Raw genomic sequence first — 14,577 nt, 5'->3', positions numbered from 1 at the left:
CAACGAGGGCGGCACGGTGACCGCCGCCGACATCCGCTACACCACCACCGACACCGCCCTCTACGCCACCGCCCTAGCCCGCCCTGACGGCCCGGTGGTCCTGCGCCTCCTGGGGCGTGCGGCCGGCCTGCTCGACCGCGAGATCACCGGCGTCCACGTCCTCGCCGACGACCGCCCTGTACGGTGGCGGCACGAGGATCAAGCCCTCATCATCGAGTCCTCGGCCCAAGTCCACCGCATCGAGCTCACCTCATGAACATCGAACAACGCCCCGGCCCTCCCTTCGCCGGCACGCTCACCTACATAGACCATGAATACAGCATCAGTTTCATACATACAGAACCTGATCAATATCTGAATTGCACCGCAGACGGAGTCGCCAGTGTCGCCATCGGCACTTTGCAAATCGAGGTAGGACTGCCCCGCTATGAAGCCCTGCACGTCTGGGGCTACTTCCCGAAGATATCGTGGAAGATGGCGGAGCTGCCGATCCCTTTCAGCACCCCCGGCGTGGTGCAATTCGTAGGGAGCACGTTCCAGCGGGGAATCGCGTACGGGGTCTCAGACGAGGACTCGTGGCGAAAGGAATTCGATCCGAGATCGGGATGGCTTCGCGTCGCACCGGAGGGTGCTTCCGCGGAACGCCTGACGGAGATCGCCGACGGCGTACTCATCGGAGCGGCTGACGGCCGGCTCAGCTCGATCTGGATGCGACCGCTTTTTGCTTGACCGAAGGAGAGAAGCCTCAGTGGGGATCGCTCACGAACGTGTACCACGGGCCCCACACGGGTGTTGAGTCGCCCGGCCTCCGGTCAGGGCTGTAGAAGTACGCACGGTGAGTGCCGCTCAGGTGGAAGACCACCGCGTCGCCGTCCCGGAAGACCGTCTCGAACGTCAGGGCGCCGATCGTCCGGCGTCCGAGCACCTCGTCCTTCCCCAACGTGCGAGCGACGGCCTCCATCTGAGGAGCCGACCGAGCGAACCGATCGTCCGAGGCGATGGTGAACCAGACGAGCCCGGTGAGAAGGAGAGCCCCTGCCAGGAGCACCGCTGCCCACCGTGAAACCCGGCTACGGGCGGTCATGCGTCTCATGCGAGCATCCTGACATCTAGGCTAATCGCTCGCCTATCTTTGGAAGATTCGAGTCGGAAAGCGCATTCCGGGCTTCTTGTCAACCTCTTGACAAGCCCTACGGCCGCGTCAACACTCGGCGGCAGCACCGCCTGAGACATCCCCGGTGAATCCGGTTCGGGCTGGCTGCGCGCCGCGATGTTAGCGCTAACAGAATGTGAGAGGCGATCCCCATGACAGCGACCCAGGCACGCCGATCGCTGATTCCCTTCCTGGTGGCCGCGCTCGCCGCCATGGCGGGCCTCGTCCTGGCCGCGCCCCCGGCCCAGGCAGCCACCAGCCAGTTCCGGGGCATGAACTGGGCCGTGCTGGGCGACAACTTCAGCACCGGCACGCTCGTCGTGCAGGGCCTGAGCCAGTCCGACAGCTACGCCACCGTGCGGGCCAAGGCCGACAGCCTCTACGACGACATGGCCGCCACCATGGGCGTCAACACCGTCCGGCTGCCCATCAACACCCACACGGTCGCCGCCACGTCCTGGTGGAACGCCTACCGCGGCGCGATCGACGCCGCCACCGCCCGAGGGTTCAAGGTCATCCTCGCCTACTGGGAAGACGGCGCCGCCTCCGGCGGCAGGATCACCGACCTGGCCGCCTGGAACGCCATGTGGTCCGCCGTGACCGGCGCCTACGGCTCCAACGGCAACGTCTACTTCGAGCCGATGAACGAGCCGCACGGCTACAGCTCCGCCGAGTGGCGCGACGTGGCGGCGGGCTGGCTGGCCCGGCACACCGCGGCCCCTCCGGGACGGGTGCTCATCGGCGGCACCGGCTACAGCCAGGACCTGCGCGACATCTGCAACGACAGCCGTTTCGGCGCGACGCTGCTGTCCTTCCACCACTACGCCTTCTTCTACAGCCCCATGACCTACGACGCCTTCCGCAGCCACATCCAGACCCGCCTGGGCAACTGCGCCTCCCGCGCGGTCGCGACCGAGTTCGGCGCACCGATGTCCACCGGCCTCGACTACGCCGACGCGGGCAGCACCGACAACTTCGTGCGCCACATCCGCGCCATGGCGCAGGTCATGCGGGACAACCAGATGGGCGGCACCTACTGGCCCGCCCTCGGCGGCAAGCCGGGCGACATCGGCTACGACTGGTACTCGATGTACGCCCTGAGCGGCAGCGGCACCGATCTCAACTTGACCGTCCGCAACACCTCCGGCGCCGACCGGATCCGTTACGCCTGGGGCGACACCATCACCCCGACGCCGCCCCCGTCCTCCTACACGGTCGCCGCGCGCCACAGCGGCAAGGTCATGGACGTGCAGCAGCCGAACACCGCCGACGGCGCGCGCGTCGGCCAGTACGCCGCCAACGGCGGCGCCTGGCAGCAGTGGCGCTTCCAGGACGCCGGCGGCGGCTACTGGCGCCTCATCAGCCGGCACAGCGGAAAGTGCCTGGACGTGGTGAGCGCCTCGACCGGCGACGGCGCCGAGCTCATCCAGTACACCTGCGGCAGCGGCGCCAACCAGCAGTTCCAGATGGTCGCCGTCGGCGGCTACTTCGAGCTGCGGGCCCGGCACAGCGGCAAGTGCGTGGACGTGCCGGCCTCCTCGACCGCCGACGGCGTCGTCCTGAAGCAGTACGCGTGCAACGGCGGCGCCAACCAGCAGTGGTCCCGCACACCCGTCACCGGGTGATGGCGCCGGTGCGGTAGCCGGCCAGCGTGTAGCCGGCCGACACGTACGACGTGGCCGAGCAGCTCGGCGGGTAGGAGCGGGTCTGCCCAGCGTGTAAGGCCGGCCACGGGCGTTCATGCGTCTCATACGATCACCTTGATATCTTCCGCCCAGCCTTTCCCTCCGATCTGGTTGCGGGCGTGTGAGGGGCGCCCGCACCACCTCGCGGACAGAGGTCGTGCGGGCATCCGTTGATTCGTTGTGGTGATAGGTATGGAATGCGAAGAAATGAGCGTCGCTTGTTGACCGCGAAACTTGGGCGACTGCTGGACGAGAGGGCGCAGAGATTCAGTCAGGAGTGGGTTGATATCGCAGCTAAGACGGTCGTCCCTATCCCGGGAACCTTGACCGGCGGAGGTTCCCTTTTCCCTCGGGTGTGTGCTGCGGCCGACCGGTTGGGCGCGACCTATGCCTGGGGTGCTCCGATCGTAGGGGGCCGAGTTATCGATGGCTCGGTGTTCCGCGTGGAGGTGTCACCGGACGTGCTTTCGGCCACGTTTCCTGAGCACCATGGAGGAACCGTCTTGGCCATGCCAGACATGGACAACGCCATCCTCTCGACTGCAGGAGGATACTCCCTGGTTGCCGGGAGTCACGCCTTTGTCCGTGCCTGCCTGAATTCCGGGATCGACGAAGCCCGGGTGAGATTCCTTCGGAATGCTCGCCGACTGGCCGATGCCAACCCTGGCGTCATGGCTGTGGCGATGGAGCATCCTCCCCGCTGGCAGTCGTGGCGATCTCCACGCGAGGTGCACCCTGAGTCGAACACCGCGCAACAACTCCACCTCATGGAGTCGTTCGTCGAAAGAACCCTACCGGCTTCACGATTTGTCCTGAGCTGGCTGTCGGCACGATCACAAGCGCTGGACGCCGGCGAACGACTTCATGCGCAATTTGAGGAGCTCATGAACGAGGTCTTCTACGCTCTGGATGACTATCCTTCGGACCCAGATCTTCGCGAAGAGGGCGATATCTCGGAACAGGAGCTTCGCGAGCGTGTTGACGAAACGCTGCGGCGACTCGCAGCTCTTGGCTGATCTCCTCCTGCGAAGTCTCGGCTCGCCAGGCGCGAGGCACCCGACATCGCCATACTTCAGTGGCTCGGCCAGTCTACGAGTTCCAGGGAAGTATGGATCGACGCGATGGTCCAATAGAGCTCACGCTCGCCGATGGCGAGACGATGTGGCTGGTGTAGTGTCGGACGCCGAAGCGCTTGCCATTCACCACGACTGATCAGAATGCTGGAGAAAACTTATGGCCAGCCAGGCGTATTTCCGCTGGGCGGACGATGAGTTCGAGGTCGATATCCTGCTTGATGGGAATGTCGATGCTGCGGACCTGGAAGTCGGCGATTCCATCATCACGTTGCCCACTGGTGAGCGGTACAGCGCCCTGCTCATCACGCTGGACCAGATATCGCGGATAATGGACCGCCACCGGCAGTCCGGAGAAAACCTTTCCGGTCGATACTTTGGTACGCCGGATCTGATTGTCGTGCGGGAGAAGGGGGTCGCAGCGATGGTCGATGTGATTCGTGATATTGTGACTTCAGGAGAGCTGCCGACCTGGTTTCCAAAAATTCGTGAAAACGATCAACTCGAGTTGCTGGAAATGTAAGGTTAGCGAGCGTAATGACGGCGCTTGCCGCTCCGAGGTTAGAGAGCCTTAATGGCTGAGGTTACGGCGGGTGGAAGTCCAGTCCTGTCTTGGCGGTGAAGCCGGTGATCAGGGCGGGGCGATACTGCATGCGTTTGAGCCTGTTCTTCACCAGGGCCACCAGTTGATCGGGGGTGTGCATGGGCAGGAGCCCATCCGGTGCAGCAGGTAACACACTCCGCCCACCGTGTAGCCGACCTTGAAGAGGCGTTCGATCACCTCGGCGATCCGGGCCAGCGTCCAGCACTGGTCCGGCCACCCGTACGCCATCGGCCCTTCGTCCAGCGCCTGCTCCAGACACGCGAGCTGGGCATCGTCCAGCTTGCATATCGCCCCGCCGTGGCCCTTGGACAGCAGCGCTTCGCGGCCGCCGCTCTCAAGAGCTCGCCGCCACCGGTTGGCCGACATCCGCGAGACCCGCAACTCCCGCGCAACCTCAGCATCCGTCGCACCCTCGGCGAACCGGTCGGCCGCTTGCATCCGTACCTGCTCGCGGCGTAACCGCTGCCAGGTGGTCAGCCCGCCACCATCGGGATATCTCATGCACCCGGCGTAACACCTCGGTGCTTGACTGCCAGCTCACGGGCAGGTGAGGTCACATAACCCTCGCCCTTGAAGGTCTGTAGCTGGCCGGGCTCGGCTACCGCGTAAGCGAAGCGATCGCCGCCCCGGGGCACGGCCCTGAGCGAGCCTGATCGGGACGGCCCGGGGCCGGACGGTCAGCCCGCTCCCTGTGGCTTGGGTGGTGCGGTCGGTGTTGTGGTCAATTGGAGAAGGGACGGTCAGCTTCGACGGTCAGCTTCGACGGCCGGCGCCGCGCGGGCCTCGCCGTCACGGGCTGTGGTGGGCTGCCGGGCGTGCTGGTCCTGATGCCCTCGGGTGCGGCCGAGGGCCAGGAGCGGTCAGTGGCGCTGGCGGAGCTCTTCGTTGATGCGCAGTGCCTCGGCGAGCTGATCTTCCAGGATGATGATGCGGCAGGCCGCCTCCAGCGGGGTGCCGGCATCGGCGAGTTCGCGGGCACGGGCGGCCAGGCGCAGTTGGTAGCGGGAGAAGCGGCGGTGGCCGCCCTCGCTGCGTAGCGGCTCGATCAGCTTGGCGGCGCCGAGGCTGCGCAGGAACGCCGGGGTGACGCCGAGGATCTCGGCGGCCCGGCCCATGCTGTAGGCGGGGTAGTCCTCATCGTCGAGGCGCTGCCCGAGGCTGCTGGCCGCCTCGGCTGACTGGCCGGCCGGGTGAGCGCTGGCGGGGTGGGGCTGCTCCCGCCTGGAGATGGTGGTCAATGCCTGAGGTGTTCGATTCATCCAACCTTCCCGAATGCAGACAGGGGCCCCGGCGCCTTGATGCGCCGGGGCCCGCATGAGGTTTAACACCATCGACCGGCCTGCTGGCCGGTCCACTTGTTCCGCATCTGGCCGCTCGATGGGGCGGGATGCGAGGATCGCGTAAGCGTGACCGTAGACCACCATCCTGTTCGTGGAGCTGCGGTACCCGTGCGGCATTCTGCAGCCGGCGACGGGCGATCCTGATGGCGTTCAACACTCCCTTCTGATGTATCCGTACCTCGACACCCCGACCTCTGGTGTCGGCTTCGCGCAACGGCAGCGCGTCCATCACCCGGGCCCTGTTCAACTGCGCTGGCCCCGGCAATCCGACCTTCTGCCTTCACTTCGTTCTGCACTCCTGCGTCCACGTCCGTCCGGGCAGTTCGTCGTGGTGCTCGTCCTGCGCTGCCCTCGTGGATCCGTCTCTTGCGATGTGAAGAAGTCTAGCTCCCCATCGCACGAATTTCTACAGTCGCGACTACAGATTTTCTTGAGCGTGTCAGGCAGGAAGTTGCTCTCCCGCCACACGATCGACGCGAGAAGCGGGCCGGGGGCGAGGTGATGGCGATGAGCGAGCACGACCAGGGTCAAGATGGAAGCCAAGATCGAGGGCGCGATCAGGGGCGGGGAGATGGGCTGGCGATCGTGGGGTGGCATTCGGCGGTGTGCCCGGTGATGGACCTGCGGGGTGAGCTGCGCACCACGACGGCCGCCGGCTCCAGCCGGGAGGCGGACCACGTCCTGGGCGGTCGGCCCGCCGCCGTGGCGGTGGATCTGTCACGGCCGGCGTTCTGCGACGCCGAAGGCGCGGGCGCGCTGATCGGCGCGGAGCGGCGGGCGCGCGAGCTCGGCGGCCGACTGGTGCTGGCCGGGGTAACGAAAACCCCGCCACGGCTCCTCATGGAGCGACCCTGGTGATCACCTTCATCGTCTTCGGCATCGCGCCCGTCGCTCTGCCTGGTCCTGCTCGGCTTGGCCGCGGCCGAGTTCGCCTCGTTCCTGCCTCATCACCCGCGCGGCGCTGGCGGGGGGCTACGCCGGCTGGCCGGGCCGCCTGCGGGCGCAGAACCGTAAGCCTTTTCCAGCGTGAATAGCGGCCTCTTCGATGAGCTCCAGGACGAGGAGATTGCCTGGCCGAACGGGGTGGCGCGGTGCGGGCAACAGCGCAGTTGAACCGGGGACTTGCGGATCAAGGCGGCAATGGCGCGCGGACGATGACGATGATGGGGATGATGACGACGTCGGCGGGGGCATGCGCGGCACGGCCACACGTGTGCTAGATTGAACCTAGTTGCAGTTGTGGTACCCATAAAGACTTGTGTGCACCTGACGGTATGTAGCCTCAGGTGCATTTTTGTTTTCCGGTCATCTCCGGGTGTGGTCCTATCGCGGCGACGCGGAATCCGTTCGACGCGGATTTCGGCTATGCACCTATCAAAGGAGATCAACATGGCTTCTGGCACCGTGAAGTGGTTCAACGCGGAAAAGGGCTTCGGCTTCATCGAGCAGGACGGCGGCGGCGCCGACGTCTTCGCGCACTACTCCAACATCGTCGCCAACGGCGGCTACCGTGAGCTGCGCGAGGGCCAGAAGGTGGCCTTCGACGTCACGCAGGGACAGAAGGGCCCGCAGGCCGAGAACATCGTTCCCGCCTGACACACCACGTAGCCGGGGCCCGCGCCGCAGGGCGCGGCCCCGGCGCGTTGCTTTTGTGGCATCCATCGTGCCGTGATGGCCTCACAACCCGAGAAGCACAGCGTGTCTGTTCTTCCGCCGCACACCGGATGCACCACCACCGATGGTTCGGGCATAGGCCCGCTCCAGTCCTACGGCGCGGCATCATCGCCGCGTTCTTCCCGGCGAAAGCCGACCATTTCGACGTACGGGCCCAGGCGGTTTTCCGCCGGTTCGACTCGTCTTTTCTTCGGCTCGTGCTCGCTGTTCTTGTGCCGCTCATCGCACCGAGGATCACCTGACACGTGCCGCATCGAGGAAGGTGCGGGCACAATCGCGGCGACCGCTTGCCTTGATCCTTGTCCCCACCAGGGAACTGGCCCAGCAGGTCACCGATGCGCTCACACCGTACGCCCAAGCACTGAAGCTGCGGCTGGCCACGGTCGTCGGCGGCATGCCGATCAGCCGCCAGGCCCATGCGCTGCGCAACGGCGCCGAGGTCGTCATCGCGACCCCGGGACGGCTCAGGGATCTCATCGAGCGCGGCGACTGCCGCTTGGACCAGGTCGGCATCACCGTGCTGGATGAGGCCGACCAGATGGCGGACATGGGCTTCATGCCGCAGATCACCCACCTGCTCGACCAGGTGCGCCCAGACGGCCAGCGGATGCTGTTCTCCGCGACTTTGGACCGCAACGTCGATCTGCTGGTCCGCCGCTATCTGAGCGACCCGGTGGTCCATTCGGTCGACCCTTCGGCGGGCGCGGTCACCACGATGGAGCACCACGTGCTGCACATCCAGGGTGCCGACAAGCAGGCCACCACTATGGAGATCGCTGCTCGCGACGGTCGGGTGATCATGTTCCTGGACACCAAGCACGCTGTGGACCGGCTCACCGAACAGCTGCTGAACAGCGGAGTGCGCGCCGCCGCGCTGCACGGAGGCAAGTCCCAGCCCCAGCGCACCCGCACCCTCGCTCAATTCAAGAGCGGCCACGTCACGGCGCTGGTGGCGACCAACGTCGCGGCCCGCGGCATCCACGTCGACAACCTGGACCTCGTCGTCAACGTCGACCCGCCGAGCGACCACAAGGACTACCTGCACCGCGGCGGCCGCACCGCCCGCGCCGGCGAGTCCGGCAGCGTCGTCACCCTGGTGCTGCCCAATCAGCGCCGTGACATGACCCGCTTGATGGCCGATGCCGGTATCGTCCCGCAGACCAGCGAGGTCCGTTCGGGCGAGGCCGAGCTGAGGCGTATCACGGGCGCCCAGGCTCCCTCAGGTATCCCCGTGACCAGCACCGCACCGGTTGTCAGTCGTCGGTCGGGACGGAACGGCAGACGTTTCCGGTAGCAGCGGATGGGGGCTCCCCCAAGGCCAGGTAGTCAGGCGTTTCGGGCGGCAAGAGTGCTGAAGAGATTGGCCCGCGAGAACGGCGAGGCGATCGATCCCGACTACCTCGCCCACCGCTTGCACAAACTGGTTTTGGCCGGCGGCCTTCCCCCCGGTGCGGCTGCACGACCTGAGGCATGGAGCCGCGACACTGGCCCTGGCGGCAGGCGCGAATCTGCGTGTCGTGCAGGGCCTGCTCGGACATGCCAGCATCGTCCTCACCGCCGACACCTACACCTCGGTGCTGCCTCAGCTATATCACGACAGCGCCCGGGCCACAGCCCGGCGGTCGCGTCCGAGATGCGGTGTAGAAGTGAACGAGTGTGGGTTGCCGTGCTGAACCGTCCAAAGTTCGCACTACGCAAGGACCTACGCTCGTGGCACGCATCTACCGCCCGTTCAGGCCATCCGCGCCGAGATCGACGCCCTGTTCGCCGAAGGTCGTGACTTGGTCGAGGTCATCGAGGGCGTCGCCCGTCTCGGTGCCCGTCTGATCATCCAGACCGCCGTCGAAGCCGAGGTGGACGCCTTCCTCGGCCGCTCCCGCTACCAGCGCGCTGCCGTCGTCACCGCTGACGGCAGCGGCGACGGCAAGAGCCCGGTGCGGCCCGGTCACCGCAATGGGCACTGCTCGACCACCGTCAAGACCACCAGCGGGCCGATCACCATTGCCCGCCCGGAAGTGCGCGGCACCACTGAGAAGTTCGCCTCCGGCCTGTTCGGCGCAGGTGTCACCCGCACCCACGCGCTGGAGACGCTCGTGATCGCCTTGTTCGTGCGCGGCCTGTCGGTCCGTGACGTCGAAGGCGCCCTGGCTGACGCGCTCGGCCCGGAGACCGCCCTGGCCAAGTCCACGGTCTCGACCATCTGCCAGGCCAGCGTCGCCGAATACGACGCCAGGTGCCGGCGCGACCTAGGTGACGGGTGCCAAGGACGGGCCGTCGGTCGGGTGGAGCTGTGTGGGCGGATGCAGCAGGGCTCGGCGGAGGTCCTGCAGGATGCGCACGTAGGTGGTCAGGCTCTGACGGTCAGTGAGCAGGCACTTGACCGAAGGCCGCCTATGATTCACTCACGGCACCTACCTCGTCGAGCTATTGACATCGCTCCGAGGGCGCGACCGCAGTGGCGTGAACCGCTTGTCACCCGGCATGAAAGAGTCGGTCACCCGGAGACGGCCGGGATGCGTACGGCCAAGAGGGCGACGTCGTCGGCGGTGCCAGGGGGCATGCGGGCGAGGACCTGGTCACAGAAGTCGTCCAGGGGATGGCAGGCCAGGGCGGCGGCGTGGCGGCGGAGTCGTCCCAGACCGATGTCCAGATCGGTGCCGGGAATCTCGATCAGGCCGTCGGTGTAGAACAGCAGGGTGGCGCGAGGAGGCAGGGGGACCGTGGCGTCCGGCCGGCTGACGTCACTGAGGCCGGTGCCCAGCAGCAGGCTCTGTCCCTGTTCGAGGAATTCGGCACGTCCGTCGGGTGTGACCAGCAGGGGCGGTGGATGGCCGGCGTTGGTCCATCGCAGTTGCCAGGGACCCTCATCCGGACCTTCAAGGCGAGCCAGGATGACGGTGGCCAGAGGGACATTCGTGATGACAGGGACGGCCTGATCGAGGCGGTCGACGATGGCGCTGGGAGGTTCCGTCCGATCCCAGGCCAGAGCGCGCAGCATGCCGTGCAGTTGGGCCATGCCTGCCGCGGCGGCCAGATCATGACCGACGACGTCGCCGATGACCAGCGCGGTGGCGCCGTCACGCAGGAGGAACGCGTCGTACCAGTCACCGCCTACCTGGGAGCCGGCGGGGGCGGGCTGGTAGCGGGCCGCGAGGCGCAGCCGGCCGGGTTGCGGCAGGGATCCGAGCAGGTTGCGTTGCATGGCCTCGGCGATCTGGCGTTGGCGGCCGAACCGCAGGGTGTTGTCGATGGCCAGGCCGACGCGGCGCCCGATGTCGCCGATCAGCGACACCTCGGCGGAGTCGAAAGGCCTAACGGAGCCGGTACGGGCCAGGGTGAGGGCGCCGGTGACTCGCCGGACGGTGCCCAAAGGTGTGATGAGCGCAGAGGTGGCGCCGATTGCCTGGAGGAAGCCCGTCTGGACGGCGGCCAGGGGAGAGTCGGGTGGCTGAGCGATGTCCCCCAGCCCCATCAGGACGGGATCGCCGCCGCGCAACACTCGTACCAGAGAAGAACGTGAGTGCTCGTCCAGCGCGGGAAGTGGGCCTTGCCAGGCTTCCCGCTCGGTGTCGCGGCTTTCTGGTCCGATCACCGCCACTCTTCGGACGCCCTCGTCTGTTCGCAGGTCGATGGCGATCCAGTCGGCCAGGCGCGGCACCAGCAAGCGGCCGAGCCGGGCGAGTGCCTCTTCGGTGTCCAGGGTCTGCGCGAGCGCTGTGGCGATCTCCGCGGCCAGGGCCAGCCGGTTGGTGAGGTCTTCCAGGGCGGTCACGTGCGCTGCGAGGCTGACCGCCGCTTCCCGGTCGGTTCCGTCGCCGGTGAGCAGCACGATCATGCCGAGCACCTCGCCGTTCCTGGTCACGGGATCGCTGAACCAGGTGACCGGGACGAGATGCCCGTCCTCGCTCAGCAATGTGTCCGCCCCGCGGGCGCGGAGGTGACGGGTCAGGGCCGTGAGCAGCCGGCACGGCTCCTGCGGCAGGGTGGCGTCCTCGACGTGGCGGTGCAGCAGGGCGTGAAAGTCCTGTCCGCTCATCGCCGAGGCGGTACGGCCCAGCAACTCTTCGGCAGCCGGGTTGACCGCGATGATCCGGTCAGAGGAGTCCAGTACGGCCACGCCGGCACCCAGATGGTCGAAGACCTCGCGCCAGAAATCCTGCTGTGTCGCCCACCACTGGCCCCGACTGCCGGATGTGCTCTGGGCCACGCGTTTCCTCCACGGTCGACGTACCGCTCCCGGCCGGAGACAGCGCGCAGGCCCTCGGGCGGCTATCAGGGATGATCCCTGATGAGGAACGGTTGTGCCCGGCGACGCGCTGGTTCGATACCGCCCGGCGATCACGCGCGGAGTACGGTCTGCGCCCATTCTCCGGGCCGATCACCACCGCAAACAGCGATATCGCCGATTTTCGCAGGAGCGGCTTCAACCTCTCGTTTCATGAAATGAGATAGAATAGAAAGTACCGAGGACATTTCGAGCGTTGGCATTCGGGTTGGCGTCGCCCGCGGCGATAGAACTTCCGGCCTCGTGATGAGGGGCCTGACAGGCCAGGCAACCATGATGACGACACTCCTCTTCCCGTCCAGTCCGGTTTTCGCGGAACAGTCCGCGCTCAGGCTCAGCCTGAACACCGTCCTCCACCAGCAGGGCACGATCGACGGGGCATGGTGGCCACGCACGCGCGATGCCGGCGCCGAACTGCCCGCCCTCATCTCCGCCGTCGACCAGCGGCTCGGCAGGGCCGTCCTGCGTGTGGGCCTGCATGTGGACGCCTGGGACGACATCCCGCGACGCATCCAGGCACCGGACCGCCAGGTCAGAGTGGGCTGGTTCCGCAGCGCCGACCCGCGCCTGATCACCCTGAGCTTCGCCGGAACCTCGCCCATCAGCCTGCTGGTCATCCCGCCACGCACCGCGGCCGGCCCCGCCATGGCCGCGCTCGCGGGCGCCGCCGAGGACACGTTCGGCGTGCGTCCCGCCGACCTCCTCCGCGCCGCGGCACCCGAGAAGAGCTCACCTGGCCAGGACGGCTCAGCCTCCTGGGAGAATGAGGGCGGTCGCGTCACCGAGCCCGACCTCGAACCGCCCGCCACCCGCCTCCGGCCAGTGACCCGCTGAGCGGCGCGACCTGGATCCGCGCTAGTAGCGGTGCGGTCCGACGTGCCCCTCGAACAGCAGGCACGGCGCTGCCTCGGCTCCCTGAGGGGAGCGCGGGTCGGGGTCTGAATCGGCGCGCTCGGCCGGGCACGGCGGGAGCGTGACCAGCTCACGGGCGCGGACATTCCAGCGGATCCAGATGAACCGATCCGGTCCCGGCAGCAGCTGGACGTGCGCGGCGTGCGCGCCCGCGTGGCCGGGCCGCAGCTCACATCCGTAGACGGCCTTGCGTCCGTGCCGGCCTCCCTCGGCCAGCGGAGCCCATTCGGCGTCGGTGAGCACATTGTAGTGAGGGCAGTCCCGCTCGCCGGTGTGCCGTTGCAGCCCGGTGGCGAGCGCGCCCGCCAGCCCCGCCGCGGTGAAAACCTGATGGACGGCGTTGTGGACCCGCTCGACGTCGTCGTCGCTCAGCTCCACAGCACCGAGCTGGTCAGCCAGCAGCCGTACGTGGGTGGCGAAGTGCCGGCAGGCGTCCACGAGCGCGGTCACCGGAGTGACCGCGTCATGCGGCGGGCCGGTCGGCACGTCTTGGTGCGTCACGTCACCCACACTACGCCGCACGTCGGGCGGGCACGGCGGTGGCACCCCTTGGCCTGCACTCACCGGCGGTGACGGGGGTAGACCAAGTACGGGAGAAACCTGTGACGTTGCCCGTTCGATTTCGGCGTATGCGGTTTGACCGGGAGGTCCACTGCTTCGGTCACCGACGTGCCATCGTCGACGACCGCGTCCGGCTGGCCACTGTCGCGGCGTGTCGGGGCACGCCCGCTGCTACAGGTACTGGCCCGCCTCGGCGCTGTCTGTCTTCGACACACGCGCTGACACCACGTTGGCGAGGTTGATGACTATGCCGTTCACGTCGGCTTCGCGATCATATCGAGCTCGCATCAACACCAGGCTGCGCCGCTCGTCGATTGCACGAGCGATCGCCGTCACAGCCTCCGGCTCTCCGTCGAAGTCCCCGCTGATCACGGAGACGTCTTCGCCGCCCATCAGGTGGAATCGAATGATCAGTGCGACATTTCCAGGCATGGTCGGCTCCTTTCGCCGGCATCCGTAAGGAGCTCCTGCCCAGGGCCGAACACTGTATCCACGTTCGCCTACCGTGGCGCGGGGGGTGTGTGCCCTCCGCGACTGGTTTGTGTTTCCGGAAGCTGCTACGGCCGTTGCGTGATTTCGTAGCTGTCTACCTCCGGGATTAGCGAATTCCGGAAAGTCATGCCGCACGATGAAGATACCGAGGTCTTTTCGAGCGTTGGCATTCAGGTCGGCGTCGCCCCCGGCGAACCACCACTGGCCTCTTCGGGGGCCTGGACAGGTCAGGCGACCATGACGCCGACACTTCTTTCTCAGCCCGCACCGCTCAGCCCCGCCTCGTCCGCGATCCCTCGGGCCGATTCCGCGCTACGGCTCAGTCTCCGCCCGGTGCCGAACCGGCGAGCGGTGGTGGACGGAGCCTGGTGGCCCTCCTCCCGTGACGCGGCCGCCGAACTGCCCGGCCTCATCGCCGCCGTGGACCGGCTGCTGGATCGGGTCACGCTCCGCATCGGCCTGCATCATGATGCGTGGCAGAACGTCCCGCGCCGCATCCCCGCGCGCGGGCGCCAGGTCCGCGTCGGCTGGTTCCGCCACACCGACCCGCGTCTGATCACGCTCAGCTTCGCCGCCGGCGAGCCGGTCGTCCTGCTGATCATCCCTTTGGGCACCGCCGCCGGCACCGCCGAGGCCACGCTCAAGCTCACCGCCCGGGACATCGCCGGCATGAGCATCGACGCCATCCTCACCCTCGCGCACTTGCCGGCCGACCCGGCTCCGCGTGCCACGGCCGACAGCTCGGCCCGCTGGGAGGACGAGGGCGGGTCGGTCATCGGCCAGCCGGCGCAGCCATCC

The 14,577-nt window shown here is 67.2% G+C and carries 16 protein-coding genes and 2 pseudogenes; 12 read left to right on the top strand and 6 right to left on the bottom strand.

Annotated elements, in window-relative coordinates; all coding sequences use genetic code 11:
- Nucleotides 1-16 precede the first annotated feature (16 nt).
- On the top strand, nucleotides 17-256 hold the full coding sequence (locus tag AB0K12_RS38680) for a hypothetical protein (RefSeq protein ID WP_364572465.1): 240 nt from the start codon (nucleotides 17-19) through the stop codon (nucleotides 254-256).
- Entirely contained in the window at nucleotides 253-729 is a 477-nt protein-coding gene (locus AB0K12_RS38675) for a hypothetical protein (RefSeq protein WP_364572462.1), read from the top strand. The genes AB0K12_RS38680 and AB0K12_RS38675 overlap by 4 nt, the downstream gene beginning before the upstream one ends.
- Before the next feature lie 16 nt (nucleotides 730-745).
- On the opposite strand, the gene AB0K12_RS38670 is transcribed toward AB0K12_RS38675, so the two are convergent.
- Complete coding sequence (locus AB0K12_RS38670) at nucleotides 746-961, bottom strand: hypothetical protein (RefSeq protein ID WP_364572460.1); 216 nt, start codon at nucleotides 959-961, stop codon at nucleotides 746-748.
- Between the two features lie 344 nt (nucleotides 962-1,305).
- On the opposite strand from AB0K12_RS38670, the gene AB0K12_RS38665 reads away from it, so the two are divergent.
- The 3 genes from AB0K12_RS38665 to AB0K12_RS38655 all read left to right on the top strand — a co-directional run bounded on the left by AB0K12_RS38665 (nucleotide 1,306) and on the right by AB0K12_RS38655 (nucleotide 4,434).
- Complete coding sequence (locus AB0K12_RS38665) at nucleotides 1,306-2,778, top strand: RICIN domain-containing protein (protein WP_364572458.1); 1,473 nt, start codon at nucleotides 1,306-1,308, stop codon at nucleotides 2,776-2,778.
- A 494-nt stretch (nucleotides 2,779-3,272) separates the two neighbouring features.
- Nucleotides 3,273-3,854: a colicin immunity domain-containing protein gene (locus tag AB0K12_RS38660; protein ID WP_364572456.1), complete on the top strand. Its 582-nt coding sequence runs from the start codon at nucleotides 3,273-3,275 to the stop codon at nucleotides 3,852-3,854.
- A gap of 217 nt (nucleotides 3,855-4,071) precedes the next feature.
- Nucleotides 4,072-4,434 (top strand): hypothetical protein, encoded by a 363-nt coding sequence (locus AB0K12_RS38655; RefSeq protein ID WP_364572454.1) that lies wholly within the window; start codon nucleotides 4,072-4,074, stop codon nucleotides 4,432-4,434.
- A gap of 147 nt (nucleotides 4,435-4,581) precedes the next feature.
- Here the strand turns inward: AB0K12_RS38655 and AB0K12_RS38650 are convergent, their stop codons facing one another.
- A complete protein-coding gene (locus AB0K12_RS38650) occupies nucleotides 4,582-5,016 on the bottom strand; it encodes a helix-turn-helix domain-containing protein (RefSeq protein ID WP_364572452.1) in 435 nt (144 codons plus the stop codon).
- A 359-nt stretch (nucleotides 5,017-5,375) separates the two neighbouring features.
- On the bottom strand, nucleotides 5,376-5,774 hold the full coding sequence (locus tag AB0K12_RS38645; protein WP_364572450.1) for a MerR family transcriptional regulator: 399 nt from the start codon (nucleotides 5,772-5,774) through the stop codon (nucleotides 5,376-5,378).
- Nucleotides 5,775-6,362: 588 nt separating this feature from the next.
- Between AB0K12_RS38645 and AB0K12_RS38640 the strand changes: the two genes are divergently transcribed.
- From AB0K12_RS38640 to AB0K12_RS38620, 5 genes and pseudogenes are all read left to right on the top strand, one after another.
- Nucleotides 6,363-6,713, top strand: a complete 351-nt coding sequence (locus AB0K12_RS38640; RefSeq protein ID WP_364572448.1) for an STAS domain-containing protein — start codon at nucleotides 6,363-6,365, stop codon at nucleotides 6,711-6,713.
- A 531-nt stretch (nucleotides 6,714-7,244) separates the two neighbouring features.
- Nucleotides 7,245-7,451, top strand: a complete 207-nt coding sequence (locus tag AB0K12_RS38635) for a cold-shock protein (RefSeq protein ID WP_020545593.1) — start codon at nucleotides 7,245-7,247, stop codon at nucleotides 7,449-7,451.
- 346 nt (nucleotides 7,452-7,797) lie between these two features.
- Nucleotides 7,798-8,823, top strand: a pseudogene (locus tag AB0K12_RS38630) (DEAD/DEAH box helicase); the annotation flags it as partial.
- 154 nt (nucleotides 8,824-8,977) lie between these two features.
- The gene (locus AB0K12_RS38625; protein WP_364572445.1) at nucleotides 8,978-9,202 is read left to right on the top strand and encodes a tyrosine-type recombinase/integrase; all 225 of its coding nucleotides are present in this window, start codon (nucleotides 8,978-8,980) and stop codon (nucleotides 9,200-9,202) included.
- A gap of 108 nt (nucleotides 9,203-9,310) precedes the next feature.
- A pseudogene (locus AB0K12_RS38620) lies at nucleotides 9,311-9,703 on the top strand (transposase); the annotation flags it as partial.
- A gap of 320 nt (nucleotides 9,704-10,023) precedes the next feature.
- On the opposite strand, the gene AB0K12_RS38615 reads toward AB0K12_RS38620, so the two are convergent.
- Nucleotides 10,024-11,871 (bottom strand): SpoIIE family protein phosphatase, encoded by a 1,848-nt coding sequence (locus tag AB0K12_RS38615; protein ID WP_364572443.1) that lies wholly within the window; start codon nucleotides 11,869-11,871, stop codon nucleotides 10,024-10,026.
- 216 nt (nucleotides 11,872-12,087) lie between these two features.
- Here AB0K12_RS38615 and AB0K12_RS38610 point away from each other — a divergent pair, with 216 nt between their 5' ends.
- Entirely contained in the window at nucleotides 12,088-12,648 is a 561-nt protein-coding gene (locus tag AB0K12_RS38610; RefSeq protein WP_364572441.1) for a DUF5994 family protein, read from the top strand.
- Nucleotides 12,649-12,669: 21 nt separating this feature from the next.
- Here the strand turns inward: AB0K12_RS38610 and AB0K12_RS38605 are convergent, their stop codons facing one another.
- Both AB0K12_RS38605 and AB0K12_RS38600 read right to left on the bottom strand, forming a co-directional pair.
- The gene (locus AB0K12_RS38605; RefSeq protein ID WP_345408748.1) at nucleotides 12,670-13,227 is read right to left on the bottom strand and encodes a hypothetical protein; all 558 of its coding nucleotides are present in this window, start codon (nucleotides 13,225-13,227) and stop codon (nucleotides 12,670-12,672) included.
- A 231-nt stretch (nucleotides 13,228-13,458) separates the two neighbouring features.
- Entirely contained in the window at nucleotides 13,459-13,719 is a 261-nt protein-coding gene (locus tag AB0K12_RS38600) for a hypothetical protein (RefSeq protein ID WP_364572439.1), read from the bottom strand.
- Between the two features lie 186 nt (nucleotides 13,720-13,905).
- Between AB0K12_RS38600 and AB0K12_RS38595 the strand changes: the two genes are divergently transcribed.
- A partial coding sequence (locus AB0K12_RS38595; RefSeq protein WP_364572437.1) for a DUF5994 family protein occupies nucleotides 13,906-14,577 on the top strand: 672 nt, incomplete at its 3' end.

Source organism: Nonomuraea sp. NPDC049419 (genome assembly GCF_040676995.1).
GTDB classification, from domain to species: domain Bacteria; phylum Actinomycetota; class Actinomycetes; order Streptosporangiales; family Streptosporangiaceae; genus Nonomuraea; species Nonomuraea salmonea.
The sequence above is the reverse complement of the archived record's forward strand: the minus strand, read 5'-3'. Positions and strand labels throughout refer to the sequence as shown.

Excerpts from the sequence above, each read along its gene's own strand:
- AB0K12_RS38675 (WP_364572462.1), top strand. The coding sequence starts at position 253 with ATGAACATCGAACAACGCCCCGGCCCTCCCTTCGCCGGCACGCTCACC.
- AB0K12_RS38640 (WP_364572448.1), top strand. The coding sequence starts at position 6,363 with ATGAGCGAGCACGACCAGGGTCAAGATGGAAGCCAAGATCGAGGGCGC.
- AB0K12_RS38670 (WP_364572460.1), bottom strand. The coding sequence starts at position 961 with ATGGAGGCCGTCGCTCGCACGTTGGGGAAGGACGAGGTGCTCGGACGC.
- AB0K12_RS38655 (WP_364572454.1), top strand. The coding sequence starts at position 4,072 with ATGGCCAGCCAGGCGTATTTCCGCTGGGCGGACGATGAGTTCGAGGTC.
- AB0K12_RS38645 (WP_364572450.1), bottom strand. The coding sequence starts at position 5,774 with ATGAATCGAACACCTCAGGCATTGACCACCATCTCCAGGCGGGAGCAG.
- AB0K12_RS38610 (WP_364572441.1), top strand. The coding sequence starts at position 12,088 with ATGATGACGACACTCCTCTTCCCGTCCAGTCCGGTTTTCGCGGAACAG.
- AB0K12_RS38600 (WP_364572439.1), bottom strand. The coding sequence starts at position 13,719 with ATGCCTGGAAATGTCGCACTGATCATTCGATTCCACCTGATGGGCGGC.
- AB0K12_RS38650 (WP_364572452.1), bottom strand. The coding sequence starts at position 5,016 with ATGAGATATCCCGATGGTGGCGGGCTGACCACCTGGCAGCGGTTACGC.
- AB0K12_RS38665 (WP_364572458.1), top strand. The coding sequence starts at position 1,306 with ATGACAGCGACCCAGGCACGCCGATCGCTGATTCCCTTCCTGGTGGCC.
- AB0K12_RS38635 (WP_020545593.1), top strand. The coding sequence starts at position 7,245 with ATGGCTTCTGGCACCGTGAAGTGGTTCAACGCGGAAAAGGGCTTCGGC.